This is a genomic window from Neisseria sp. 74A18, assembly GCF_001308005.1.
In the GTDB taxonomy this organism is placed as follows: domain Bacteria; phylum Pseudomonadota; class Gammaproteobacteria; order Burkholderiales; family Neisseriaceae; genus Neisseria; species Neisseria dumasiana.
This window is the reverse complement of sequence record NZ_LGZA01000009.1, coordinates 20,107-44,199: the sequence shown is the minus strand read 5'-3', so window position 1 is coordinate 44,199 and position 24,093 is coordinate 20,107. Positions and strand designations below refer to the sequence as shown.

21 protein-coding genes are annotated in these 24,093 nt (G+C 49.8%); 17 read left to right on the top strand and 4 right to left on the bottom strand.

The annotated features are described in order from the left end of the window. Window positions 1-2 precede the first annotated feature (2 nt). From AKG43_RS04615 to AKG43_RS04575, 9 genes are all read left to right on the top strand, one after another. Window positions 3-1,262, top strand: coding sequence for a PAAR domain-containing protein (locus tag AKG43_RS04615; protein ID WP_054599399.1), 1,260 nt, complete (start codon window positions 3-5; stop codon window positions 1,260-1,262). A 54-nt stretch (window positions 1,263-1,316) separates the two neighbouring features. Then, window positions 1,317-1,856 carry a hypothetical protein gene (locus tag AKG43_RS04610; RefSeq protein ID WP_054599398.1) on the top strand — a complete coding sequence of 180 codons (540 nt, stop codon included), beginning with the start codon at window positions 1,317-1,319 and terminating at the stop codon, window positions 1,854-1,856. Between the two features lie 57 nt (window positions 1,857-1,913). Beyond that, window positions 1,914-2,564, top strand: coding sequence for a hypothetical protein (locus tag AKG43_RS04605; protein ID WP_054599397.1), 651 nt, complete (start codon window positions 1,914-1,916; stop codon window positions 2,562-2,564). Window positions 2,565-2,576: 12 nt separating this feature from the next. Beyond that, the gene (locus AKG43_RS04600; RefSeq protein ID WP_054599396.1) at window positions 2,577-3,098 is read left to right on the top strand and encodes a hypothetical protein; all 522 of its coding nucleotides are present in this window, start codon (window positions 2,577-2,579) and stop codon (window positions 3,096-3,098) included. Window positions 3,099-3,345: 247 nt separating this feature from the next. Beyond that, window positions 3,346-5,181, top strand: coding sequence for a glutamine--fructose-6-phosphate transaminase (isomerizing) (gene glmS / locus AKG43_RS04595; RefSeq protein ID WP_054599395.1), 1,836 nt, complete (start codon window positions 3,346-3,348; stop codon window positions 5,179-5,181). Window positions 5,182-5,846: 665 nt separating this feature from the next. Further along, window positions 5,847-6,113, top strand: a complete 267-nt coding sequence (locus AKG43_RS04590; RefSeq protein WP_156300619.1) for a hypothetical protein — start codon at window positions 5,847-5,849, stop codon at window positions 6,111-6,113. 53 nt (window positions 6,114-6,166) lie between these two features. After that, the gene (locus tag AKG43_RS04585) at window positions 6,167-7,666 is read left to right on the top strand and encodes a HAMP domain-containing sensor histidine kinase (protein ID WP_054599393.1); all 1,500 of its coding nucleotides are present in this window, start codon (window positions 6,167-6,169) and stop codon (window positions 7,664-7,666) included. Then, window positions 7,667-9,301 (top strand): SLC13 family permease, encoded by a 1,635-nt coding sequence (locus AKG43_RS04580; RefSeq protein ID WP_197273115.1) that lies wholly within the window; start codon window positions 7,667-7,669, stop codon window positions 9,299-9,301. 196 nt (window positions 9,302-9,497) lie between these two features. Next, the gene (locus AKG43_RS04575) at window positions 9,498-10,727 is read left to right on the top strand and encodes a glycerate kinase (protein ID WP_054599392.1); all 1,230 of its coding nucleotides are present in this window, start codon (window positions 9,498-9,500) and stop codon (window positions 10,725-10,727) included. A 273-nt stretch (window positions 10,728-11,000) separates the two neighbouring features. Here the strand turns inward: AKG43_RS04575 and AKG43_RS04570 are convergent, their stop codons facing one another. Then, window positions 11,001-11,801: a J domain-containing protein gene (locus AKG43_RS04570; RefSeq protein WP_054599391.1), complete on the bottom strand. Its 801-nt coding sequence runs from the start codon at window positions 11,799-11,801 to the stop codon at window positions 11,001-11,003. Window positions 11,802-12,049: 248 nt separating this feature from the next. Next, window positions 12,050-13,507 (bottom strand): surface lipoprotein assembly modifier, encoded by a 1,458-nt coding sequence (locus tag AKG43_RS04565; protein WP_054599390.1) that lies wholly within the window; start codon window positions 13,505-13,507, stop codon window positions 12,050-12,052. A 271-nt stretch (window positions 13,508-13,778) separates the two neighbouring features. Here AKG43_RS04565 and AKG43_RS04560 point away from each other — a divergent pair, with 271 nt between their 5' ends. Together AKG43_RS04560 and AKG43_RS04555 are read left to right on the top strand one after the other, a co-directional pair. Further along, on the top strand, window positions 13,779-14,270 hold the full coding sequence (locus tag AKG43_RS04560; protein ID WP_054599389.1) for a hypothetical protein: 492 nt from the start codon (window positions 13,779-13,781) through the stop codon (window positions 14,268-14,270). A 95-nt stretch (window positions 14,271-14,365) separates the two neighbouring features. After that, window positions 14,366-14,848 (top strand): hypothetical protein, encoded by a 483-nt coding sequence (locus tag AKG43_RS04555; protein ID WP_054599388.1) that lies wholly within the window; start codon window positions 14,366-14,368, stop codon window positions 14,846-14,848. 81 nt (window positions 14,849-14,929) lie between these two features. Here the strand turns inward: AKG43_RS04555 and rpmE are convergent, their stop codons facing one another. After that, the gene (gene rpmE / locus AKG43_RS04550) at window positions 14,930-15,145 is read right to left on the bottom strand and encodes a 50S ribosomal protein L31 (RefSeq protein ID WP_054599422.1); all 216 of its coding nucleotides are present in this window, start codon (window positions 15,143-15,145) and stop codon (window positions 14,930-14,932) included. 248 nt (window positions 15,146-15,393) lie between these two features. On the opposite strand from rpmE, the gene prmA reads away from it, so the two are divergent. From prmA to mnmG, 5 genes are all read left to right on the top strand, one after another. Then, window positions 15,394-16,281 carry a 50S ribosomal protein L11 methyltransferase gene (gene prmA, locus AKG43_RS04545; protein ID WP_054599387.1) on the top strand — a complete coding sequence of 296 codons (888 nt, stop codon included), beginning with the start codon at window positions 15,394-15,396 and terminating at the stop codon, window positions 16,279-16,281. 28 nt (window positions 16,282-16,309) lie between these two features. After that, window positions 16,310-16,852, top strand: a complete 543-nt coding sequence (gene ruvC, locus AKG43_RS04540) for a crossover junction endodeoxyribonuclease RuvC (protein ID WP_054599386.1) — start codon at window positions 16,310-16,312, stop codon at window positions 16,850-16,852. Window positions 16,853-16,906: 54 nt separating this feature from the next. Next, entirely contained in the window at window positions 16,907-17,776 is an 870-nt protein-coding gene (locus tag AKG43_RS04535) for a lipid A biosynthesis lauroyl acyltransferase (RefSeq protein WP_054599385.1), read from the top strand. 430 nt (window positions 17,777-18,206) lie between these two features. Beyond that, window positions 18,207-19,805: an isocitrate lyase gene (locus AKG43_RS04530; RefSeq protein ID WP_054599384.1), complete on the top strand. Its 1,599-nt coding sequence runs from the start codon at window positions 18,207-18,209 to the stop codon at window positions 19,803-19,805. A gap of 391 nt (window positions 19,806-20,196) precedes the next feature. Further along, the gene (gene mnmG / locus AKG43_RS04525; protein ID WP_054599383.1) at window positions 20,197-22,083 is read left to right on the top strand and encodes a tRNA uridine-5-carboxymethylaminomethyl(34) synthesis enzyme MnmG; all 1,887 of its coding nucleotides are present in this window, start codon (window positions 20,197-20,199) and stop codon (window positions 22,081-22,083) included. 194 nt (window positions 22,084-22,277) lie between these two features. On the opposite strand, the gene AKG43_RS04520 is transcribed toward mnmG, so the two are convergent. Next, window positions 22,278-23,597 carry a pitrilysin family protein gene (locus tag AKG43_RS04520; RefSeq protein ID WP_054599382.1) on the bottom strand — a complete coding sequence of 440 codons (1,320 nt, stop codon included), beginning with the start codon at window positions 23,595-23,597 and terminating at the stop codon, window positions 22,278-22,280. 290 nt (window positions 23,598-23,887) lie between these two features. Between AKG43_RS04520 and AKG43_RS13200 the strand changes: the two genes are divergently transcribed. Next, window positions 23,888-24,091, top strand: a complete 204-nt coding sequence (locus AKG43_RS13200; protein WP_231718109.1) for a signal peptidase — start codon at window positions 23,888-23,890, stop codon at window positions 24,089-24,091. Window positions 24,092-24,093: the final 2 nt, after the last annotated feature.

Here is a 24,093-nt window from a genome sequence, read left to right as displayed (position 1 = left end):
CGATGCCCACGCGTAAAGCAATTGTGGTTGGAGACAGCACTACTCACGGCGGCACGGTAATCGAGGGATCACATTTCATCATGGCCGACAATAAGAATGTGGCCTTGATGGGAGACAAAGTTCACTGCCCGAAGTGCAAAGGAGTTTTCCCTATTATCGAAGGCTCCGACCGGATGTTTGGTGCAGACGGAAGAGGTGTTGCGCTGGAAGGCATGAGAACCGCCTGCGGAGCGAATTTAATCGGTTCACAATCGTTAATTTGGGTGGATGACGGACAAGGAGACGGTTCGATAAACCGCTCTTCTCCGCCAGCAGCAAAAAATTTTGCCGAAACCGGCAAAATTTACGCAGACCGCTTTCTGTTAAAAAGCGAACACAATATCCCTTATAAGAAATTTGATTACGAAATCAAACTTTCAGACAGCTCGATTCACACGGGCATAACCGATGAAGGCGGCCATACCCAAACCATAAAAGCCGACGAGGCTTTGGAAATTGTAGAGATCAACATTTCCGCAGAAGTATTGGACGCCTGCTGCTCGTCGCATGCCATGCTGGCAGAAATGAACATACCCAACCCCTTTCGCGGCAATGACATAAACATCCCCGTTATAGACGACATAGGCGAAATGGTGAGCCGTTCCCGTAAGCGTCGGGTCAAAATAGGGTTCCCCAAAATCGAAAGCAGCCGTCTGAAACTGACTCTGGCCGTTGCAGGCAAAGCCGCAAAAGCCGTTACCCGGATTCAAAAAAGCCGCAGCCTTACCCAAGGGGAAATCGATTTGGCCAAACAGGTATTTAAAGACTCCATCGACTATACCAAAGTAAAAGTGCATAAGGGTGAGTATCTGCTATGGGTTCAAGACAACCATACCGCCATGACGCCCAATGGTGAGATGTATTTTCCTGAAGAGATTTATAAAGAAGATTTTTCACAAGTTGACCAAAGATTTTTTATTCATGAAATGACACATATATGGCAATATCAATTGGGATATGATGTTGAAAAAAATGGATTATTATTAGCTGCTCAAGGAGGGTACATTAATAATGCAGCATATAGATATAGTTCTATAATTTCAAAACAGTCTGATTTATCCGAATTTAATATGGAACAGCAAGCAGATATTGTTGCGGATTATTTTATTGCTAACATACATAATAAATCAGTCGCAAAAAAAGACTTTGAAAGAGTGTTAGAAAAGTTTATCAAAAATCCTAAAGATACCGATTTAAAACCATCCACTAATAATTTTGTATAGAATCAAGACATTATCATGATTTAATATTATAAAAACCGGTTAAGGAAGTTATAAATGAGTAGGATATGGATCATTTTAATGTTTATATTGTTTTCAAATTCAAAGTTGTTTGCTATGTCCAGCCCTTTATTACCTGATGGGGTAGTTAATATCATTTTGAAAAACGGTAATCCTTGCTTCTTTTTAAACAATGAAAAAAAAATAAAGAGCTTGACAATAATTAAAAGCAACATGGTTAAGGCTCAAGAAATAATAATCCCTGATAATCAGACAGTTGGATATAATATGAGAAATTGTGTTGAATATAATCAAGATGAAATATCTGTTTTGCAAGACAACACTATCTATTCCGGCTTTATTCATAGCAATTTCAACAACAAACCCCATTCTTTTTTGTTTTGTATAAAAAAAAATAAACATTCTTCTCGCATAGTAAGTATCGAAAAAATTCGAGATTCAAAAGGAAGCAATACGGGTAAAATCAAATGCTCTGATAAAGATTGGAAACCACAAAAATACTATGGCGGGATATTCGGCTGGCTGGAGAAATTAAAGGACTCTATCTTCAATAAAGATATTATCGAATATAAATAACATACTTTCTTCCCCAGTAATGACATAAACATCCCTGTTATAGACGACATAGGCGAAATGGTGAGCCGTTCCCGTAAGCGTCGGGTCAAAATAGGGTTCCCCAAAATCGAAAGCAGCCGTCTGAAACTGACTCTGGCCGTTGCAGGCAAAGCCGCAAAAGCCGTTACCCGGATTCAAAAAAGCCGCAGCCTTACCCAAGGGGAAATCGATTTGGCCAAACAGGTATTTAAAGACTCCATCGACTATGCCAAAGTAAAAGTGCATAAGGGTGAGTATCTGCTATGGGTTCAGGATAATAATACTGCCATGACACCTAATGGAGAGATGCATTTTCCTGATAAAACTTACAAAAATGATTTTTCAGCGACCACTCAACCTAGCGATAAGCATTTGTTCATACATGAAATGGTTCATGTATGGCAGTATCAACTTGGCTACGATGTTAAAAAAGCAGGGTTGGTGATTGCAACCCAAGGAGGTTACAAAAACTCTGCTGCTTATAAATATGATAACGATATTCTTGAAAAAAAAGATCTGTCAGAATTTAATATGGAGCAACAAGGTAACATTATTGCTGACTATTATATGTTCACCCAAGGAGTTGATTTTAGACCATCCACATCTCAACAAAATAGAGAAAGAGTTTTAGCTAAATTTAAAGTGAACCCTAATGACAGTAATCTGTTGCCCAAAACAACAGTATTTTAGTTAGGAAATATCATGAATAATTTTAAAAGCGTGATATTTTTATATTTACTACTATATTCTAATTTCGTTCTTGCTGTTTCACAGGCGATCATGCCTGACGGGATAGCAAGAGTGATAGTAAAAAATAACTTACCTTGTGTTTACTTAAGCAATGGCAAGAAAGTTTCCCGAGTAACATTTACGGGAGCGCAAGTTGGATATATTGATAAAAGATCAATTGATAAATATGGAAATAGCCAAGAAAGCTGTATTTTCTATAATAAAAGCATAAATGAGCTTAAATATAAGCAACCATATTATATTTTTGTAAGTAATGAAGATACAGATGGAAGTCTTGATAAGGCTCATTTTGTTCAATTTTGTATTGAACAAAATGAAAACCGTATCAAACTAGTCAATGTTAATACTGATGAAAATGGTGGAAACTGCTCCAATCAGGACTGGAAGCCACAAAAATACTACGGCGGACTATTCGGATGGTTAGAAAAATTGAAAGACTCTATTTTGAATAAAGATATTGTTGAATATAAGTAGGCTGATAAAGGTTAAACCATGATTTAACAATAGGGCAAAAAGGCACAATACTGCTAATGCATATTTGGATACTCTATTTAACATTTAACCAAAATAGCATTCGGCATCGAATGTTTTTTCTAGTTGAAGTGAACCAAAAAGAAGCTCAACCAGCCAAATGATTTATTTTCCCTTAACCTTTCCCGTCAGGCCGTCTGAACGTCAGCCGGGCTGATTTCTTCCAACCACTTGATACTAAGGAACAATTATGTGCGGTATCGTCGGCGCCATCCGCGCCAACCACAATGTAGTGGACTTTCTCACCGACGGCTTGAAACGCCTCGAATACCGGGGTTACGACTCTTCGGGCATCGCCGTCAATTCAGACAACAAAATCAAACGTGTGCGCCGCGTCGGCCGCGTCGCCCTGATGGAAGAAGCCGCCAAAGAGCGCGGCATGTTCGGCCATATCGGTATCGGCCATACACGCTGGGCCACTCACGGCGGCGTTACCGAACCGAATGCCCACCCCCATATTTCGAGCGGCACGATTGCGGTGGTTCACAACGGCATCATCGAAAACTTTGAAGAAGAACGCGCCCGCCTGCAAAAACTCGGCTATGTGTTTGAATCGCAAACCGATACCGAAGTGATTGCGCACAGCGTAACCCACGAATATCTGCAAAACGGCGACTTATTTGCCTCCGTAGAAGCCGCCTGCAAACGCTTTCACGGCGCATTTGCCATTGCCGTGATGGCACAAGACAACGCCGACCACATGGTAGTGGCGCGCATGGGCTGCCCGCTGCTGGTGGCCTTCGGCGAAGACGAAACCTTTATCGCCTCCGACGTTTCCGCCGTGATCGCCTTCACCCGCAACATCGCCTACCTTGAAGACGGCGACATTGCCCTCTTGAGCGCCAAAGGCATCGAAAAACTGATTGATAAAAACGGCCAACCCGCCGAGCGCAAAGTGAAAGTATCCGAATTGTCGCTGGCTTCGCTCGAACTCGGCCCGTACAGCCACTTCATGCAAAAAGAGATCCACGAACAGCCGCGCGCGATTGCCGATACCGCCGAAGTATTCTTGGAAGGCGGTTTCGAGCCGGAAAACTTCGGCGGCAAAGCGCGTGAAGTGTTCAACGAAATCGACAGCATTAAAATTTTGGCCTGCGGCACATCCTATTATTCTGCATTAACCGCCAAATACTGGCTGGAAAGCATCGCCAAAGTGCCGACCGACGTGGAAATCGCCAGCGAATACCGCTACCGCGACGTGATTGCCAACCCCAAACAACTGGTGATTACCATTTCCCAATCGGGCGAAACCCTCGACACCATGGAAGCCTTGAAATACGCCCAGTCGCTCGGCCACAAGCACAGCCTTTCCATCTGCAACGTGATGGAATCCGCCCTGCCGCGCGAAAGCGAATTGGTGCTGTACACCCGTGCCGGTGCCGAAATCGGCGTAGCGTCCACCAAAGCCTTTACCACCCAATTAGTAGTATTGTTCGGCTTGGCCGTTACCTTGGGCAAAATGCGCGGCCACGTTTCTGATGCCCAAGCCCACAGCTACACCGAAGAACTGCGCCAACTGCCCGGCAGCATCCAGCATGTGATGAATCTCGAGCCGCAGATTGCCGCTTGGGCACAAAAATTCGCTTCTAAAAACAGCGCATTGTTCCTCGGCCGCGGCATCCACTACCCGATTGCGCTCGAAGGTGCGTTGAAGCTGAAAGAAATCACCTATATTCATGCCGAAGCCTACCCCGCCGGCGAACTGAAGCACGGCCCGCTGGCCTTGGTGGATGAAAATATGCCGGTGGTGGTGATTGCGCCCAACGATATGCTTTTGGACAAAGTGAAAGCCAACATGCAGGAAGTCGGCGCGCGCGGCGGCGAACTGTTTGTGTTTACCGACCTCGACAGCAACTTCAACGAAGACCAAGGCGTGCACGTTATCCGCACTCCACGCCATGTCGGCGTGTTGTCTCCGATTGTTCATACGATTCCGGTTCAGCTTTTGTCTTACCATGCCGCGCTTGCTCGCGGCACCGATGTAGATAAGCCGCGCAATCTGGCTAAATCGGTTACGGTGGAATAACATTTAACCGCTTTAAAACCCATTGAGGCCGTCTGAAAAGCCATTTTTCAGACGACCTCAATGGGTTTTAATATATCCGACATTTTTTATTAAGGAAACGCATAGAAAAATTTATTTTGCATTGTTGTTTAGGCCGCTGAAACCCCCAAATATGGATGCAGTTCGATGCGTATAGTCAATCAACACATTTTGATTAAGCGTCTAAGTTTATTTGGGCTGGCAAGCAGTAGTATTCCACACATCAACAGCTCAAAACATGCAGAATGATTCTTTTTATAACAACATGAATTTACATAATTACCCGTACACGTTTTCTGCGGGTTGCCACACAACACATCCGCTCTTCAGCCTGCCAAACTTTTTATTAACAAATAAACAAACAGATCGAAATAGAATAAATAAGTTTAATCAAACAAATTTCTTTTGAGAAACCGTTTAAATTATTTTAATAATTTATTAGGTCAATTTATGCAATTAATATAAAAAGCATTCAAGTTAATATGTTTTTATGCAAAAAGCCTATAAATATATGGCAAAATAATGACGAATAACTGTAAAACATTGCATCATTAACTTTAACCCTAATTTAAAATTAAATAAAAAATGGCAACACACAGAAAACCTATAATCATTTCTATATTTAATATTCAGAATTCAAATCCATCATGCTCTCACGTTTATTGATTATCTGTTTTCTCTTGTGTCTCCCCATCGCCATTGCTCTATTGTCGCAACAGATGACCCGCAAGGTTGAGCCGCCCAAACTGCCTTCTTCAGTAGTAGAAGTAAAACTCAATACCCGTCAACACATTCGTGCCGAGCGTTTGCCCGATCAGGAAGTACCGGCGTTTTATACTCCGCGCTCAGTCAAACACATCAATCCTCTGGATGAAGGTGAATACAACCCCAATCCGTCACCGAACAAAAAATAAAAAAACAAATACGCCGCACCTTATCAACCCTTCGATCGAAAGACCGTCAGTCTATGGATTACAACAAGCGTAAAAAACTGCTCGAAATGCCTTCTACCGCGCGCTGGCGCATTGTGGGATGGATTTTACTGACCACTGCATTGATGATTTTGATTTTGATCTTAACCGCACGCTCGATTTTTATCCGGCAGGTGCATGTAGAAGCCAATATGGCGATTATCCAAGAAGTGCAGGAATTTAATGCCTTTGCCAAAGAAGCTGTCGACCCCCGTACCCATAGGCCGTTTTCTTCCATTACCGGCTTGATGGAGCGTTATCTCGAACGCCAAACACCCGACAGAGGAGAAGCCTTCATCGCCATTACACCCACGGATGTGTTGGTGGTAGATAACGCCGGTAACGATGCCGGCGAACGTTTAGCAGCCAACCGCGAACGGTTAAATGCCCTTTTGGACAGCCCTAAAAATTCAGGTCTGGAAAGAACGCCCGACGGCCAATTGCGCTGGGGTAAAAGCGTGATCGAAGGGCAAGGCCAAAGAGGGGTTTTATTGGTTGCGCAGTTTGTGAAAAACAATATTGATGCCGTTCACCGCAATATGCTGATTTTATTCGGCGTTATGTTGGGCGGCCTGCTGTTGACCGCATTAATCGCCTGGCTGGTGGCCGGGCAGATTCTGGCACCAATCAAGCGTTTTACCCGTTTTTCCGAAAATATCGATGCTTTCAATTTAGATACCCGCCTGCCGGAAGATGAAGGGACGGAAGAGCTTTCCCGTTTGGCACGTTCGCTAAACAATATGCTTGACCGCTTGGGTAACGCCCATCTTGAGCAAAAGCATATTCTCTATGCCGTTCTTCAACAAATACAAGAGCATACACATACTTTGCAATATCTCGAACGCCAATATCCGGCAGATTCTTCCTTACCGCCTTTATTTAAAGAAATGTTGGAGAATATGCAGCGTCTGAGCCGCAACTTGGAACTGCTGCTCGAGAGTGGCAATCCTGATTTTCTGCATTATCAAAAAACCAAACTGGATGACATGACCTACCGTTTGGCCAAGCAGTTACGCGATATGTATCCTGCACACAAATGGGAAGTGGCCGAGGTAGCGAATATCCATGTGCCTATGGATCCCCAACGTATTTTGCTGGCTATGCACCACCTTGCCCACAATGCCACCGAACACGATGATTCCGGCGAAGCCATCGAGCTGGGTTCTTCTATCCGGCACCTGCCCGACGGCAATTCTATGGCCAGCTTTTGGATAGTCAACCAAGGACTGCCCTTAAGCGACGAAACAGTAGCCGCAGTATTTGAACCTGCTGTCCACAAACATGACCCGAGTAATGCAGATGCCCCGCGTATGGGTATCGGTTTGGCAGTGGTTAAGGCGCTTGCACATGCCCACGGCGGTTATGCGTGGGTGGAGTCAGGCTCCGAACGCGGTACGGTTTTCGGTATCGACATCCCGCTTACCCGCCTCTCTGAAGCAGGTAAAGCGGAAAATGTTCAGGCAAAAGCCATTGAAGCAATGCAGCAGGAGCAATAAATGCGTGAAAACAATTCAGGCATGGGCGGTTTGCCGCCCAAACAATCGGATTCGGTGTTTTACCGCACCCGTTCATCGCTAAACCTACAAGATGCGCGTCAAACAAAAAAATCAGATACCGAACGCCAACAGGAGGAGCCGACATTTTTTGAACGTTTGGCGCTGCTGAAAAAAGACTTTACCCGCAAACATCTGGTTGCCGTGATTGCGGCTACCGCTATCGTGCTGATGATTATCTGGTGGGTAAGCATATCTGTGGAAGGTGTCGGAGGTGCAGACGCGCTGAGTACAGAAGGTGCGGTAACGCTGTCGGTATTTGCAATGGCGGTGTGGTTTTGGATTTTCACCAACATCGACGACACTTATGTTGCTTTGGGTGCAGCCATTTTGCTCGTCTTCATGGGCGTACTGCCCGAAAAAGCCTTGTTCGACACCTTGGGAGACGATACGGTTTGGCTGCTGCTCGGTGCCTTTGTGATTGCTGCCGGAATCACATCCTCGGGCTTGGCCACGCGCGCCGCCGCATTTATCGTTACCGGCGCGCAAAACGCCCGCCAGTTAATGCATTTGAGCAGTGCCGCATTAGTCGCCACGGCTTTTGCCGTTCCCTCCACATCGGGGCGTGCGGCTCTGGCCATGCCTGTGTTCGTGGCATTGGCTTCCGTATTGCGTAACCGCCCGTCGCTGGTCTTATCGCTCGCTTTGCTGTTTCCGTCTGTTATTCTGCTTTCGGCGGTAGGTTCGTACTTAGGCGCGGGCGCACATCTGATCACCAGCCAGATTCTGGCCGCCAGCGATTTTCCTTCGTTTTCTTTTACCAACTGGATGCTGTACGGCTTGCCGTTGGCTGTGGTGTCCAGCGTGATCTGCGTTGAGCTGATTCTGATGCTGTTTACATCCAAAAAAGACAGAGCCATGCAGCTGAGTATTTCGGCCAACGACCTGCAAAGCCATACCACCATTCCCATCAAGGGCAAATTAACACCCGCGCAAGTAAAAGTTTCTTGGCTTGTCGGCATTGTTATCGTGATGTGGTGTATGGAACCCGTGCATGGAATCCACCCTGCCGTTATCGCACTGGCGGGCGGGCTGATTATGAGCAGCAACAGCCTCGGCGTGGTCAGCTTGGGCAAAGCACTCAAATCGGTACCGTGGTCGTTGCTGATTTTTATGGCGGCAACTTTGGCGATGGGATCGGCGTTGGTTACATCAGGATCGGCTGCTTGGGCGGCCGGCAGTATGCTCGGTTCGATAAAAAGCACCGGCACCACGGCAGCCGTATTGTTTACCGTAACGATCGTGTTGATTTCAACCGTTGCCCATTTGGTTATCCAATCACGCTCGGCACGCTCCGCGGTGCTGATTCCGATTGTGGTATCGCTTGCGCCCGAAGTAGGGGTTTCCGCCGTGGCCGCCGCCTTTGCATCCACAGCCGCTGCGGGCTTCTGTCATACGCTCAGCAGCTCGGCCAAGCCTATGGCGCTTTATGCAAAATTGGAAGATATGCCGACTTATTCGGCCAAAGACCTGTTGCGGTTGAGTGCATGGCTCGCTCCTATCAGCGTGATTCTTGTTCTGCTTTTCACATTCTTCATCTGGCCGATGATCGGAATGCCTCTGTTTGTTCAACCCTAAAATAAAAACGATCGATTTATGCTCACAAGGGGATGTTTAGCCGTTGCTCGTTTAACGGGTAATGATTTTATTTGCGGATAGCGTCCGAAAACGCCCATACGCGCAGAATGCAGGCAGGCTTGTTCAGACGGCCGAGGCCGTCTGAACAATCTCAAACAGCCGCGGACTTATCCGATTTATCTGAGGAGTACATTTTATGAACACATCCATCCCGCAACATATTCTGGTTGCACCGGCCGGCTTTAAAGAATCGCTAGATGCCAACTCGGTAGCCAAAGCCATATCGGCAGGCGTGCGCCGTGCCATTCCCGGCGCTTATATCAAAGCCATCCCCATGCCCGACGGCGGAGAAGGAACCGCTGCCATGTTGGCCGAATCCACCGGCGGCAGATTGGTTTACCAAACCGTTGTGGGCCCGGTCGGCGAACCGGTTGACTCGCATTTTGCCTTATTGGGCGGCAACTCCAAAGGCGTGGCCGTTGTTGAAATGGCTGCCGCGGCAGGTTTGCGCTTGGTTCCGAGAGACATGCGCGACCCGACCATTACCACTACATACGGCGTAGGCGAGCTGATTTTGGCTGCGTTGGAACACGACATCCACACCATTCTGATAGGTTGCGGCGACTCGGGCACCAGCGACGGCGGCTTAGGCGCATTGCAGGCATTGGGCGTTAAAATTACCGATGCCTCCGGCCAAGAGTGCGGTTACGGAGGCCGCCATCTCGCCCAAGTGGATAAAATCGACATGAGCGGCCTGCCTCCCGCACTACGCGACGGCAAAGTTAAAATCGTGATGGCTTTAAACGCCCACAACATTCTCACCGGCGAGCGCGGCGTAGCACGCGTATTCGGCCCGCAAAAAGGTGCCACGCCTTCGCAGGTCGAAGAACTGGAGCGCGGCTTTCTCAACTGGGCCGAAAAACTTTCGCAATATTGCCTGCCGCAAGCCCAATCAACAGATTTTTTCAAAGGTGCGGGCACCGGCGCATCGGGCGGCTTGGGTGCAGGTTTGGCCGCTATCGGCGCACAACTCGTCTCGCGGTTTGAAGCACTGCTCGACTCCGGTTTGGCCGGTTTCGATTTGAACAGCCTGCTGAAAAAAGCCGATTTGGTTATCACGGCGGAAGGTGCCATCGATTTTCAGACACCGCGCGGCAAAGTACCCGCCGAAATTGCATGGCGAGCAGGCAATATCGGCGTGCCTGTTGTGGCTTTGGCCGGCACATTGGGTAAAGGTGCGCAAGACGTTTACGATATCGGTATTGATGCCATTGCCTCTATCGTGCCGATTCCGATGAGTCTCGAAAAGGCGATCGACGAAGGCGAAAGGTTACTGATCGAAGCCACCGAACGTTTAACACGCACCCTTCTGCTCGGGGCGGCAATGGCAACCCGCCGCATGAATAAAGAAAATTATGAATGGTAAATAAGCCGGCAAGCAAACAGCCGCCCGCCGCTTGCAACACTTCAAAACCGAAGCGGCGAAGGAAACGGGCCAACCGATAAGCGGTTTTATCTTGGTTTTTTCCTTGCTGCTTAAGATATGCTTAGATGAGACCTTTGCAAAACCCTCAGATTGTGAGTTTGAGTGCTGCACTCTGACCGCATAGCCAACCGGCTTAAACTAAGATGTACGTTCGTTATACTCGAGCTTACCCGGGTATAACGAACGTACTGTTTTTTTAAGTTCGCTTTGGATTTAGGGTGTTGCGACACGGGCGGGTTTCAGGTGAACGTTTTCCGCTTGGGTTTGGTCGTCTGAAATGTGAAAGTCGGCCTGCTCCCAAACATCATTCAGCAGCTGGCGGTAGTTTAAGGTATAGCTGCCGGCTTCCAGTTTAAACACGGTAAAATCGGCGGCAGGCGGAATATACAGTGTGCGGATGGCGTTTTTTTGATCTGCCGGATAAATCTGTACAAACACAGCCGAGCGGTTGGTGCCGTTGTTGATTTTCACCATACCGTTGCCGTGTTCGGCCAAAACGGGATAGCCTGCCAAATATTGGGCAAATTCGGGGTAAGACGCCGCAGCATCTTCGCCGCCGCGTGTTTGCGGCATATCGGATACGGCTTGGCGCTGTTGGCCTGCCAGCCAAAACAATCCCCCCAACACCATCAGAAAAAACACCAACCCCAACCACAAACGGCGTTTATGCAGGGTTTGATGCAGCACATTATCTGTTTCAGAATCTGTTTCAGACGGCCTTGATGCGGGCGGTGCTGCCGAGTAGTCTTCTGCGGCGGTGGCTACGGTATTGACAGTATGGCCATGCTTTTGCGCGGCTATCCACTCATCGTGGGCGCGGCGTTGGTCGGGGTCGGAGAGTACCGCATACGAGCGGTTGATCAAGCTCATGATGCGGTCGGCATCAGGGTTGTCGTGATTTTGATCGGGGTGGTATTTCTTGCAGAGCGAGCGGTAAGCTGCGCGAATCACTTCAATCGGCGCATCCTGCGAAACTTTAAGATTGTCGTAATGGGTGCGTATTCGCTTCGACATAGTGCCTGCTGAAAATGGATTGGGATGGAATGAAAAAGTGATTATATAGCAAAGCCCTTGAAAGGCGATTGAATATGGCTGCTTAACTTAACTTTTACTACGGCGTTGCTGCCTTGTATGTAAGATTAAGTTGATTGACCATATTAGAGTGCGGATTTCATAAACATTGCAGCCGGAGTTGTCTGCTCCGGCTGCAAAATAAAGCGGCAAAGTATCTGCCCATACGGCAAACCGCTCTGCTCTGATGCTTAGAAGGTTTTTTCCAGCGTAACAAACCATTGTTTGTTTTGACGGGAATAAAATAAGGGAATATTGCTGTCGATTTTCTGATATTGGAAATTCAACTTGGGCGTAATCCCGTAAACATGCAGGCTGCGGTGCCACACGGCGATATTGGCCTGATATTCTTTATCGCGGCGTTTAACGGCGAAAAACTGGTTGGGCGCATCGAAACGGCGGTGGGTATAGCGCAGATTGACCCGTGTACTCAAGCCGTTTTGCCATTCTTTCAATACGCCTGTCCGCACGCCTTGGCGTTTGGACGATTCTTGCGCGTCTTTCGCATGTTCGCGGCCGTAATCCACACCGCCGTAAACCATCAAATTGGCTTTGGGCAGCCATGCCGCAGTTAGGGAAGCATTGTTCAGACGGCTGTCGAAACGTTTAGACTGATAATCGCGGGCATAGCGTTTCTGCACATGGCTTAACGAACCGACAACCTGCCAATTGTCGTTCAGCCAGCGACCGTATTGGGTGGATGCGCCGAAATTGCGGCTGTATGCTTCGCCGCCCAAACGGTGATAGCCTACGAAAGGCACGGCTGAAAACCATTGGCGGATTTGCTGGTTTTTATAGCCCGCTCCAAAACGAACGCTTTGTTCGCTGTAATCGCGGTTATCCCAATACCACACGCCGTCGAATGATGCCTGAGTGGTGAGATAGTGGTTGCCGGTGAGGCTCCAATCACGGTCGGCAGAAAAATTGTAGCTCAAGCCGTTGGCGGTTTTCGGAAGGGAATCTTGATTGCGCTCCAAGCGTTTTCCGCCGGGCGTATCGATATAACGCGCAGAAGAAGCGTTGTTTACGTTGTCGTTACGGGTATATTGCATGCCGGCATTGATTTCCCAGCCTTGCTGTTTCTGAATGCGGGCAAGGTAAATATCGGCAAGCGCACGCGCTTGGGGCGAAATATCGTCTGCCTTTACGCGCTCGAATTGGTCTTTGGCGGCCTGATATTGCTTGTTTTCATACAGCATGCCTGCCAAGTCGAAACGCACATAGCTCAAATCGGGATGTGCGGCAATGATGCGGCGGTAAGCGGCAATGGCTTGGGGATGTTTTTTTTGTGCGCGCAGCAAAGCACCGTTTGCATAGTCGTATAACACGGCATCGTGCTGCGGCAGGCTGCGGTAAAGCGGCAGCAAAGCTTCCAACAACGGCCAATTCTGACCGTGTATCGCCTGCTCGATCAGTCTGGCGGTGAGTTCGGGATTTCGGCGCAAATCGCTTTCATCAAGATGCACCGACTCCGATTTTTCGGCCTTACCCGTTTGAACCGAAGCCGCTACTTCGGGCTTATCTGTTTGAGGCTCGGCAATGTTTAATTGATTGTCGCCGAACAATGGCGGAGGAGGCGGCGGGGGTGCATCGGCCAGAGCTGCCGCCGATACGCCTGTCGACAATATGATAAAAAGATATTTATACATGGTTTATTGTCCGAAAGGCCGTCTGAAACGGTTCAGACGGCCTTTTTTGCTTGGTTTGGTTAAACGAAAATCCATTCAAATGTAAATATAACGCAAAAATATATTTTCAAATATTAACAAACATTCGGCCATGTGCCTACTTTCAGACACACTTTTCATCGAAACATTATGCAGCCGCGCCACATCGGCCACAAAACGGCATGTGCGCGGCAAAACGATTCATAAACGCAGCCGAATCATTTAAACTCTTTATTTTTTGCGGTGACACGCGATGAAGCGTCTGCTTTCTTCCTTACCTATATGGATCATTCTGGCCGATATGGTCTATACATTCGCGTTGAGTATCCTACAAAGTTTCAATCTCACGCAAACCCGTCTGCCCAAAGACGGGCTGCCCGTTGCGCCCGATATCGCGTTCAGCGGTTTACAGGTTGTAGCCAACGGCGGCATGGCTTTGATTATCGGCTTCGGGCTGTTCGTTTTGCTGCAGCTGAACCGTTCCGTATTGCAAAACCGCCCGTTTTCCATCGGTGTTTTCCGAACATTGGGGCTGATTGCCGTATTGGCCTTCAGCCTTCCCGCCTTGTGGGAATGGCTGTGGGCGGTGATCAAACTGGCCGGCGGGCGCAATACTTTTCATTTAGACTCGCCCCGCTATTTGATCGTTGCAGCCTGCCAACCCTTGGTTGCCTGCTTGTGCGTATGGCGTTTGTGGGGGTGGTACCGCATGCGTTCCAATACGATACCGCCAATTAACGGTTAAATGTTTTCAAGCAATGTTAAAAACCGCTAGGCGTGAAATTTTTGGTATTTTCTTTTACACTAAGCCTTATCAACCCCACTCGTGAAAGCACACTTATGAACCTGTTAAAAACATCCCTGCCTTTAGTAGCCTTACTTGCTTTGGCTGCCTGTAAACAAGAAACGGCCGCGCCGGCGGATTCCGCCGCACCCGCAGCCGGTTCCGCCGTTGTCACCGCAACAGCCGCCTCTGCCGCCTCTGTGCCTTTGGCCGCGGAAAAAGATGCCCAATGGCAGTCTTACCAATGCCACGACGGCTTAACGTTGAGCGCACGCTATTTCGACGACAACGGCAAGCCTGCCGCCGAAGTGCGTTTCGACAACCAAACCTTCAAATTGCCGCACAGCAGCGAATACAGCAACCAAGATTTGATTGCGTTTAGCGACGGCTCGCACACTTGGACGGTGAGCAACCAATATCAAACCGATTTATATAAAGAAGACAACGGCTTCTTAGTCCGCCATGAAAAACAGCAGGTGAACAGCGAAGTGATGTCTGTGGACGACACAATGGTCAAAAACTGTATGCCTGCCAAGTAAGCGGCAAAGCCGAAACGGATCGGCACAAATAAAAAAGACTGCATTATGCAGTCTTTTTTATCGCTTATCTTCAAAAGCGGATTAACGCTTGAACATATTGCCGAATTTTTGGTTGAATTTGTCCACACGGCCGGTGGTGTCAACGATTTTTTGTTGGCCGGTGTAGAAAGGATGGCACAAAGAACAAACCTCGATATTGAAGTTTTCTTTTTCCATAGTAGAACGGGTAGTGAATTTATTGCCGCAAGAGCAAGTTACGTTAACTTCGCGGTAATCGGGATGAGCATTTTGTTTCATTTGGGTTTCCTTTTGGTTGGCGGGCATAGGGGTTGTGCCTATGCTTCAAAATAAGCCGCGTAGTATTTCTTTTTTTTTGCTTTCTGTCAAGGAGATATTGCGTGTTGCGGTTTAATCTGCCGCGTTTTTTTGCTAAAATCGCTACATTCGGCCGTTATACGGTAAGAGACTTTTTACCCTTTCTGCCATAATGATTAATACAGGCCGTCTGAAACTTTTTCAGACGGCCTTACAACGGAATATGCTTTATGTCTTACCAACAAATCACGATTGCTGTAAAAGACCACTCTGCCGAACGCCTTGCCGATGCGCTGATGGATCACGGCGCACTTTCCGCCGCAATTGAAGACGCTTATGCGGGTACGGCCAATGAGCAGGCCATTTTCGGCGAGCCGGGTATGCCGGCCGAACAAATATGGCAGCAAAGCAAAGTGATTGCCCTGTTTGGCGAACACACGGATGTTGCGCCGATTGTGGCGGCAGCCGCCCAAGATTGCGGCCTAACCGTGAATGCTTACGAAACCGAGCTGCTGCCCGAACAGGACTGGGTAAGGCTGACGCAGGCGCAGTTTGATCCGATTAAAATTTCCGACCGCTTGTGGATTACCCCTTCTTGGCACGAAGCCCCCGACCAAAATGCCGTTAATTTACAGCTTGATCCGGGTTTGGCATTCGGCACCGGCAGCCACCCGACCACGCGCCTGTGCCTGCAATGGCTCGACAGCCGTCTGAAAGGCGGAGAATCGGTGTTGGACTACGGCTGCGGTTCCGGCATTCTCGCCATTGCCGCCTTAAAGCTCGGTGCCGGCGAAGCCGTTGGCGTGGATATCGACGAGCAGGCCATCCGCGCCAGCAACGACAATGCCGCCCAAAATAATGTTGATGCGCGCTTTTATCTGCCCGATGCAATGCCTCAAGCCCAGTTCGACGTTGTGGTTGCCAACATCTTGGCCAATCCGCTGCGTATGCTCGGCAGCCTTCTGGCAGAGCGCACCAAACAGGGCGGCCGTATTGTTTTGTCGGGCATTCTCGAAGAACAGGTGGAAGAAATGAGCGGCATCTACGCCGAATGGTTCGACATGGCTCCGGCACAGACTGATGAAGGCTGGGCATGCTTGAGCGGCGTAAAACGCTGATCAGGCCGTCTGAAAAGCAACCGCACACATGGCAACCCGAACCACGCGTATTTTAGGCATAGACCCCGGCAGCCGCGTTACCGGCTTCGGCGTGGTAGATGTGTGCGGCCGCGAACATTTTTATGTGGCGTCCGGCTGCATCAAAACCCCGCCCGACGCACCGCTCGCCGAACGGATTGCCGTGATTGTGAAACACATCGGCGAAATCGTTACCCTCTACCGCCCGCAGCAAGCCGCCATCGAACAGGTATTTGTGAACGTGAACCCAGCTTCCACGCTGATGCTGGGGCAGGCGCGCGGCGCGGCGATGGCAGCTTTGGTAATGCGTGATTTACCTGTATTCGAATACACCGCCCTGCAAGTAAAGCAGGCCGTAGTCGGCAAAGGCAAAGCGGCCAAAGAGCAGGTGCAGCACATGGTGGTGCAGATGCTGAATTTATCCGGCACACCGCAAGCCGATGCCGCAGACGGTTTGGCTGTTGCGCTTACTCACGCTTTACGCAACCACAGCCTTGCCGCACAACTGCAACAAGGCGGCCTGCAAATTAAGCGCGGCAGATTCCAGCCTTGATTTATCGCTTATAATCCCTTTTCGCCATCCCATCAGGCCGTCTGAAAACCTGCCATGAAATTTGCCTTTGCCGTTCTCTATTTAATCCAGCTGCTGCCCTTCGGCGCAATTCAGAAACTGGCCGATTTTATCGGTTGGCTGGCCTATTACGCCGTCGCACCGCGCCGCCGTGTCGGTACGGTGAATCTGCAAAAATGCTTCCCCGAATGGAGCGAAGCACAACGCCAAGCCGTGTTAAAACGCCATTTCCAACACATGGCCAAGCTGATGCTGGAATACGGCCTGTATTGGTATGCACCCGCCGACCGCTTGCGCAAATTGGTTCGTTATCAAGACAAACACCATCTCGACGACGCATTGGCAGCGGGCGATAAAGTGATTTTGCTTTATCCGCACTTCACCGCCTTTGAAATGGCAGTTTATACGCTGAATCAGGACGTGCCATTGGTCAGCATGTATTCACACCAAAAAAACAAAGCCTTAGACGAACAAATTTTAAAAGGCCGCCACCGCTACAACAATGTTTTCCTCATCGGCCGCAACGACGGACTGCGCGCCATCATCAAACAGCTTAAAAAGAGCGACGCACCTTTTTTATATCTGCCCGATCAAGATTTCGGCCGCAAAGATTCGATTTTTGTTGATTTCTTCGGTATTCCCGCCGCCACCATCGAAGGCTTGAGCCGCATTGCCGCATTAACCAAAGCCAAAGTCATTCCCGCCATTCCCACCCGCGAAGCCGACGGTACTGTGACGCTGCGTTTCTATCCCGCATGGGAAAACTTCCCGACCGATAATGTTGTCAACGACACCCAGCGCATGAACGACTTTATCGAAGCGCGGGTGCGCGAACATCCCGAACAATATTTTTGGCTGCACAAACGCTTCAAAACCCGCCCCGAAGGGGAAGCCGGCTTCTATTGATTTCAGACGGCATCCTCAACCCGATTGGCAGCACTCAAGCCGCACTACGCCAAACTACACAAACCGGTTTTGCAAAAGCCTTAACCTGTCCACCCGCCTACCCAAACAACATAAGCCATACACCCCTCCGCCTTTTTCCCTGTTATATCATTAGCTTGTAAATAAATTCCCACTCCGGCCACGTCACCACTAAATGCTTAAAAACAAGCATAAGTTAGAGAAAAATCCTGCCGTTTGTTTCAAAATAATCGAAAAATTCCAAAAACATCTTATTTGGCGCACTCCGAAGGATTGTTTATAAATCAAAAACTTTAAGAGCGGGGCTTGGCAAGGCGGGAAAAAAAGCGTACATTCCGACTACACCGAATTACACGAATCTGATGTATGCCGGTCATCCAAAAATCAAGCGAGAACAAAGGAGTAGAAATAAATGGCAAATTACCAAAACGAGATTAAAGTTGCAGATGAACTGAAACAGAAAAACGGCAACGGCTGGCACAACATCACGCCCGAATATGTAGCCCGCATGCGTCTGCAAAACCGCTTCAAAACAGGCTTGGATATCGCCCGATATACCGCAGCCATCATGCGTAAAGACATGGCCGAATATGATGCCGACCACGGCAAATACACCCAATCTTTGGGCTGCTGGCACGGCTTCGTTGCACAACAAAAATTAATTTCCATTAAAAAACACCAAAAAACCACCGACAAACGCTATTTATACCTCTCCGGCTGGATGGTTGCCGGTTTGCGTTCCAAATTCGGGCCGCTGCCCGACCAATCTATGCACGAAAAAACTTCCGTGCCCGAATTGATCGAAGAAATCTACACCTTCCTGCGCCAAGCCGACGCCCGCGAGCTGGATTTGCTGTTTACCGCGCTGGATGAAGCCAACAAAGCCGGCGATTCTGCCAAAGCCAAAGAAATCCAAAACCAAATCGACAACTACGAAACCCACGTTGTGCCGATTATTGCCGACATCGATGCCGGTTTCGGTAACGCAGAAGCCACTTACCTGCTGGCGAAAAAACTGATTGAAGCCGGTGCTTGCTGTATCCAAATCGAAAACCAAGTATCCGACGAGAAACAATGTGGTCACCAAGACGGCAAAGTAACCGTTCCGCATACCGACTTCTTGGCGAAAATCAATGCCGTGCGCTACGCATTCTTGGAGCTGGGCGTTGACGACGGCGTAATCGTTGCCCGCACCGACTCTTTGGGTGCCGGCCTGACCAAACAAATCGCTTTCTCTTCCGAAAAAGGCGACTTGGGCGACCAATACAACAGCTTCTTGGACGGCGAAGAAATCACCGACCTGAGCCAAGTGAAACCCGGCGACGTAATCGTGAACACCAACGGCAAAACCATCAAGCCGACCCGTTTGGCCAGCAACCTGTTCCAATTCCGTAAAGGCACCGGCATCGACCGCGTGGTGTTGGACTGCATTACCTCTCTGCAAAACGGTGCCGATCTGTTGTGGATCGAAACCGAAAAACCGCACGTCGGCCAAATCAAAGAGATGATGGACAAAATCCGTGCCGTGATTCCGAACGCCAAGCTGGTGTACAACAACAGCCCGTCGTTCAACTGGACGCTGAACTTCCGCCAACAAGTGTTCGACGCTTGGCAAGAAGCCGGTAAAGATGTATCTGCATACGACCGTGCCAAACTGATGAGCGCCGATTACGATGACTCTGAATTGGCTAAAGAAGCCGATGAGAAAATCCGCACCTTCCAACGCGACGCATCGCGCGAGGCCGGTATTTTCCACCACCTCATCACTCTGCCGACTTACCACACTGCCGCATTGTCGACCGACACTTTGGCAAAAGGCTACTTCGCCGACGAAGGTATGCTGGCTTATGTGAAGAACGTTCAACGTCAAGAAATCCGCAACGGCATCGCATGTGTGAAACACCAAAACATGGCCGGTTCGGATATTGGCGACAACCACAAAGAATACTTTGCCGGTGAAGCTGCGTTGAAAGCAGGCGGTAAAGATAACACCATGAATCAATTCTCTTAAATAATTCCGAAATAATTCCGATTCGGAACAAACAGAGAATGGATGTTTCAGACGGCCTAAACAACCCTCTTCGTATGCCGTCTGAAACCACCCTCTTTATTTGCACAGAGTTGAGCTGTGCAGATAAAGGCAGGCGAAAGCCTGTATTGTTTGTGAAGCGTAAATCTCTGATTTGAGGTATTGGGCAATCCTTTGGGATTGCCCCTTTTTTATGCGTTGCAAGTCGGCAGAGCATTCATCGTTCAGCATCTCAAATCAACATAAACAGCCTGAAACGCGCTTCGGCTCATCTTGTTACACGGCTTTGAGGCCGTCTGAAACCTTCAAACCAGTTTCAGACGGCCTTAAAAGCGCGTACAATCACGCTATTTTTCTTATTGCATTCAACACCATGATTTACCCCAAAACCTATGATGTCATCGTGGTCGGCGGCGGCCATGCCGGCACCGAAGCCGCCCTCGCCGCCGCACGCATGGGCGCGCAAACGCTTTTACTTACACACAATATCGAAACCCTCGGCCAAATGTCGTGCAATCCCTCCATCGGCGGCATCGGCAAAGGCCATCTCGTGCGCGAAGTCGATGCACTCGGCGGAGCCATGGCCTTGGCCACCGATATGTCGGGTATTCAATTCCGCCGCCTAAACGCCAGCAAAGGCCCCGCAGTACGCGCCACCCGCGCACAGGCCGACCGCATTCTGTATAAAGCCGCCATCCGCGAAATGCTCGAAAACCAGCCCAATCTGGAAATTTTCCAGCAGTCGGTTGAAGACATCACGCTCGAAGGCGAACGCGCAAGCGGCGTGAAAACCGCCATGGGCGTCGAATTCAAAGGACGTGCCGTTGTGCTCACCGCAGGCACATTCCTTGCCGGCAAAATCCACATCGGCTTGGAAAACTATGCCGGCGGACGCGCAGGCGACCCCGCCGCACAAGGTTTGTCGGGCCGTCTGAAAGAACTCAACCTGCCGCAAAGCCGCCTCAAAACCGGCACGCCGCCGCGCATCGACGGGCGCACCATCGATTTCTCGCAACTTACCGAACAGCCCGGCGACACCCCCGTGCCCGTGTTTTCCGTGCGCGGACATGCCGCACTGCACCCGCGCCAAGTGTCGTGCTGGATTACCCACACCAACCTGCAAACGCACGACATCATCCGCTCCGGTTTCGACCGCAGCCCCATGTTTACCGGCAAAATCGAAGGTGTCGGCCCGCGCTACTGCCCCTCGATTGAAGACAAAATCAACCGCTTCGCCGATAAAGACAGCCATCAGATTTTTCTCGAACCCGAAGGGCTGACCACTAACGAATACTACCCCAACGGCATTTCCACCAGCCTGCCGTTCGACATCCAACTCGCCCTCGTGCGCTCCATGAAAGGCTTGGAAAACGCCCACATCCTGCGCCCCGGCTACGCCATCGAATACGACTATTTCGACCCGCGCAACCTCAAAGCCAGCCTTGAAACCAAAAGCATCGCCGGCCTGTTTTTCGCAGGACAAATCAACGGCACCACCGGCTACGAAGAAGCCGCCGCACAAGGCCTGTTGGCCGGAGCCAACGCCGTACAGTATGTGCGCGAACGCGACCCGCTGCTGCTGCGCCGCGAACAAGCCTATCTCGGCGTGTTGGTAGACGACTTAATTACCAAAGGCGTAAACGAGCCTTACCGCATGTTTACCAGCCGCGCCGAATACCGCCTGCAACTGCGCGAAGACAACGCCGACATGCGCCTTACCCAAGACGGCTACAAAATCGGCCTCGTTACCGAACCGCAATGGCAGGCTTTCGAGCAAAAACGCGAGCAGATCGAACGCGAAATCCAACGCCTGAAATCCACTTGGTACACCCCCGCCAAGCTGCCCGAAAGCGAGCAAACCCGCGTATTCGGCCAAAAACTGTCACGCGAAGCCAACCTGCACGACCTCTTGCGCCGCCCCAATATCGACTACGCCGCCCTGATGACCCTGCCCGATGCAGAGCCGTCTGAAAACCTGCCCGAAAGCGTGGTCGAACAAGTGGAAATCCAAGTGAAATACCAAGGCTATATCGACCGCCAAAACGAAGAAATCGAAGGCCGCCGCGACATCGAAACCCTGAAACTGCCGTCTGAAATCGATTACGGCAAAGTCAAAGGCTTATCCGCCGAAGTGCAGCAGAAACTCAACCAGCACCGCCCCGAAACCGTAGGCCAAGCCTCGCGCATTTCCGGCGTAACCCCCGCCGCCGTCGCCTTGCTGATGGTGCATTTGAAACGCGGATTTAAAGATGCGAAGTGATCACCGGTTTTAACAAACAGGCCGTCTGAAAAACTTATTTTCAGACGGCCTTTTCTTGATTTGTATTCAATCAACTTAAAAATAGTACATTCGTCATAGTACATTTATCATACTCAAGCTTAACCCGAGTATGACGGTTTTGCGATTAAACTTAAGTGCATTGACCATATAAATAAAATAACAGAATCAAAACACTAGCGCACACCAGCCTTTTCGGGGCGAACCACCACCACGCTGGAGCGTTGGGGCGTGAGCAGTTTGGCGGCGGCCTGCACATCGGCGGTGCTTACTTTTTGCAGACGGCGGCGGATTTCGGCTTCGTCGCTGTATTGGAAACCGCGCGTTTCCAACTTGCCCAACAGCGATGCTTGGGAAGTCATGGAATCTTTGGCATAGATTTCCGAAGCGGCGCTCAGGCGGTGCACCCTCTCCAGTTCGCTTTGGCTGATGCCGTTGTCGGCAATGTTTTTGATTTCGCTGCGGATGGATTCGAGCAGGGCTTTGTCGTCTGTGCCTTCGGCGGGCATGGCAACGATGCTGAACAGCGCCATGTTACGGCTGAACATATCGTAGTTGACGCCGATATCCAAGGCGAGCTGTTTGCCGCGCACGAGGTTTTTATCCAAGCGGCTCGACGAGTTGCCGCCGAGAATATCCGACAACACGTCTAAGGCATAAGGCAGTTTGTCGGTGGTTTTTTCCAGCTTGGGCACGCGGTAGGAAAGTGCGATAACAGGCTGGCGGGTAACGGCGGAAGTGGTTTCGGCCGAAACAGGCGCGCGTTCGGCGGTTTCATTGATGCGGTTGCGCGGCGGCAGGGTTTTGGCGGGGATGTTGCCGAACAGGTTTTCCGCCGTTTTCAAAGTCTGCTTGGCGTTCACATCGCCCACAATCACCAGCGTGGCGTTGTTCGGCGCATACCATTGTTTGTACCATTGGCGCAAATCGTCGGCTTTGAGCGTGTGCAGGTCGTTCATGTAGCCGATTACCGGCGCGCGCAGGGCGGGAGTTCGATAGCTGTTGAGAAACACATGTTCCCACAGTTTTCCGAACGGGCTGTCGTCGGTGCGTTGGCGGCGTTCTTCGCGTATCACGTTCATTTCGTTTATAAATTCTTTATCGCTGAAATTCAGGTTTGCCATGCGGTCGGCTTCCATTTTCAGCACTTCGGGTAGATTGGCGGCGGCCACGTTTTCGTAATACACCGTTTCGTAGCGGTTGGTGTAGGCATTGTTCTGCCCGCCCAAAGCCGACACGCGGCGGCTGAATTCGCCCGAAGGCACGGCGGGCGTGCCTTTAAACATCATATGCTCCAACGCATGGCTCAGGCCGGTTTTGCCTTCCTTTTCGTCGATACTGCCCACTTTATACCAAAGCTGCGACACCGCCACCGGCGCGCGGCGGTCTTCTTTTACAATCACTTTCAGGCCGTTGGGCAGCGTGCGGGAAAGCGTTTGCGCCCATGCGGGGGTGGTGGTGGCCAGCGCGGCCAGCAAAACAATACGGCGTAACATGAATCGTCCTTAAAATAAATATCGCCCGAAATAATAGCCCCTGCCCCTGCTTTAAACAAGCAGGCCGTCTGAAAAGCTTCAGACGGCCTTTTACCAAGCCCGCCATAAATTATCGTAAATAATGTATAATCCCGCCAAAGTATTAAAGATTACCGCCGAAAACACACACGGGCGGACAAAAGGCTGTCTGAACCCATTCAGGCAGCCTTTCTGCAAACCTGCATCAGATGGGTATGCTTGTATTGCATGAAAGCCCCGGTGTATGAAAGCTGAGGCTCGGGAATTAAAGCCTGAGACCTTTGCAAAACCCCCATCTGCGACGCATTTCTGCGTTGTGCGCTGCTCGCTCGTTTGCCTATCTATTTGATATGTCTGCACTCGCTGCGCTGCTACGCCTTGAACTGCATCCGCATCTGAGGGTTTTGCACAGGTCTCAGCCTAAAATTTACGATGGCGGTCTTTTAGAATTTATATATCCAACATCTCATATCTGAAC

What these genes read in the sequence shown, in the direction of transcription:
- AKG43_RS04530 (WP_054599384.1), top strand. Translation starts at nt 18,207, where the DNA reads ATGGCAAATTACCAAAACGAGATTAAAGTTGCAGATGAACTGAAACAG.
- AKG43_RS04580 (WP_197273115.1), top strand. Translation starts at nt 7,667, where the DNA reads ATGCGTGAAAACAATTCAGGCATGGGCGGTTTGCCGCCCAAACAATCG.
- AKG43_RS04605 (WP_054599397.1), top strand. Translation starts at nt 1,914, where the DNA reads ATGGTGAGCCGTTCCCGTAAGCGTCGGGTCAAAATAGGGTTCCCCAAA.
- prmA (WP_054599387.1), top strand. Translation starts at nt 15,394, where the DNA reads ATGTCTTACCAACAAATCACGATTGCTGTAAAAGACCACTCTGCCGAA.
- rpmE (WP_054599422.1), bottom strand. Translation starts at nt 15,145, where the DNA reads ATGAAACAAAATGCTCATCCCGATTACCGCGAAGTTAACGTAACTTGC.
- AKG43_RS04585 (WP_054599393.1), top strand. Translation starts at nt 6,167, where the DNA reads ATGGATTACAACAAGCGTAAAAAACTGCTCGAAATGCCTTCTACCGCG.
- AKG43_RS04610 (WP_054599398.1), top strand. Translation starts at nt 1,317, where the DNA reads ATGAGTAGGATATGGATCATTTTAATGTTTATATTGTTTTCAAATTCA.
- AKG43_RS04575 (WP_054599392.1), top strand. Translation starts at nt 9,498, where the DNA reads ATGAACACATCCATCCCGCAACATATTCTGGTTGCACCGGCCGGCTTT.
- AKG43_RS04520 (WP_054599382.1), bottom strand. Translation starts at nt 23,597, where the DNA reads ATGTTACGCCGTATTGTTTTGCTGGCCGCGCTGGCCACCACCACCCCC.
- AKG43_RS04535 (WP_054599385.1), top strand. Translation starts at nt 16,907, where the DNA reads ATGAAATTTGCCTTTGCCGTTCTCTATTTAATCCAGCTGCTGCCCTTC.
- AKG43_RS04600 (WP_054599396.1), top strand. Translation starts at nt 2,577, where the DNA reads ATGAATAATTTTAAAAGCGTGATATTTTTATATTTACTACTATATTCT.
- ruvC (WP_054599386.1), top strand. Translation starts at nt 16,310, where the DNA reads ATGGCAACCCGAACCACGCGTATTTTAGGCATAGACCCCGGCAGCCGC.
- mnmG (WP_054599383.1), top strand. Translation starts at nt 20,197, where the DNA reads ATGATTTACCCCAAAACCTATGATGTCATCGTGGTCGGCGGCGGCCAT.
- AKG43_RS04570 (WP_054599391.1), bottom strand. Translation starts at nt 11,801, where the DNA reads ATGTCGAAGCGAATACGCACCCATTACGACAATCTTAAAGTTTCGCAG.
- AKG43_RS04615 (WP_054599399.1), top strand. Translation starts at nt 3, where the DNA reads ATGCCCACGCGTAAAGCAATTGTGGTTGGAGACAGCACTACTCACGGC.
- glmS (WP_054599395.1), top strand. Translation starts at nt 3,346, where the DNA reads ATGTGCGGTATCGTCGGCGCCATCCGCGCCAACCACAATGTAGTGGAC.
- AKG43_RS04555 (WP_054599388.1), top strand. Translation starts at nt 14,366, where the DNA reads ATGAACCTGTTAAAAACATCCCTGCCTTTAGTAGCCTTACTTGCTTTG.
- AKG43_RS04565 (WP_054599390.1), bottom strand. Translation starts at nt 13,507, where the DNA reads ATGTATAAATATCTTTTTATCATATTGTCGACAGGCGTATCGGCGGCA.
- AKG43_RS04560 (WP_054599389.1), top strand. Translation starts at nt 13,779, where the DNA reads ATGAAGCGTCTGCTTTCTTCCTTACCTATATGGATCATTCTGGCCGAT.
- AKG43_RS04590 (WP_156300619.1), top strand. Translation starts at nt 5,847, where the DNA reads ATGCTCTCACGTTTATTGATTATCTGTTTTCTCTTGTGTCTCCCCATC.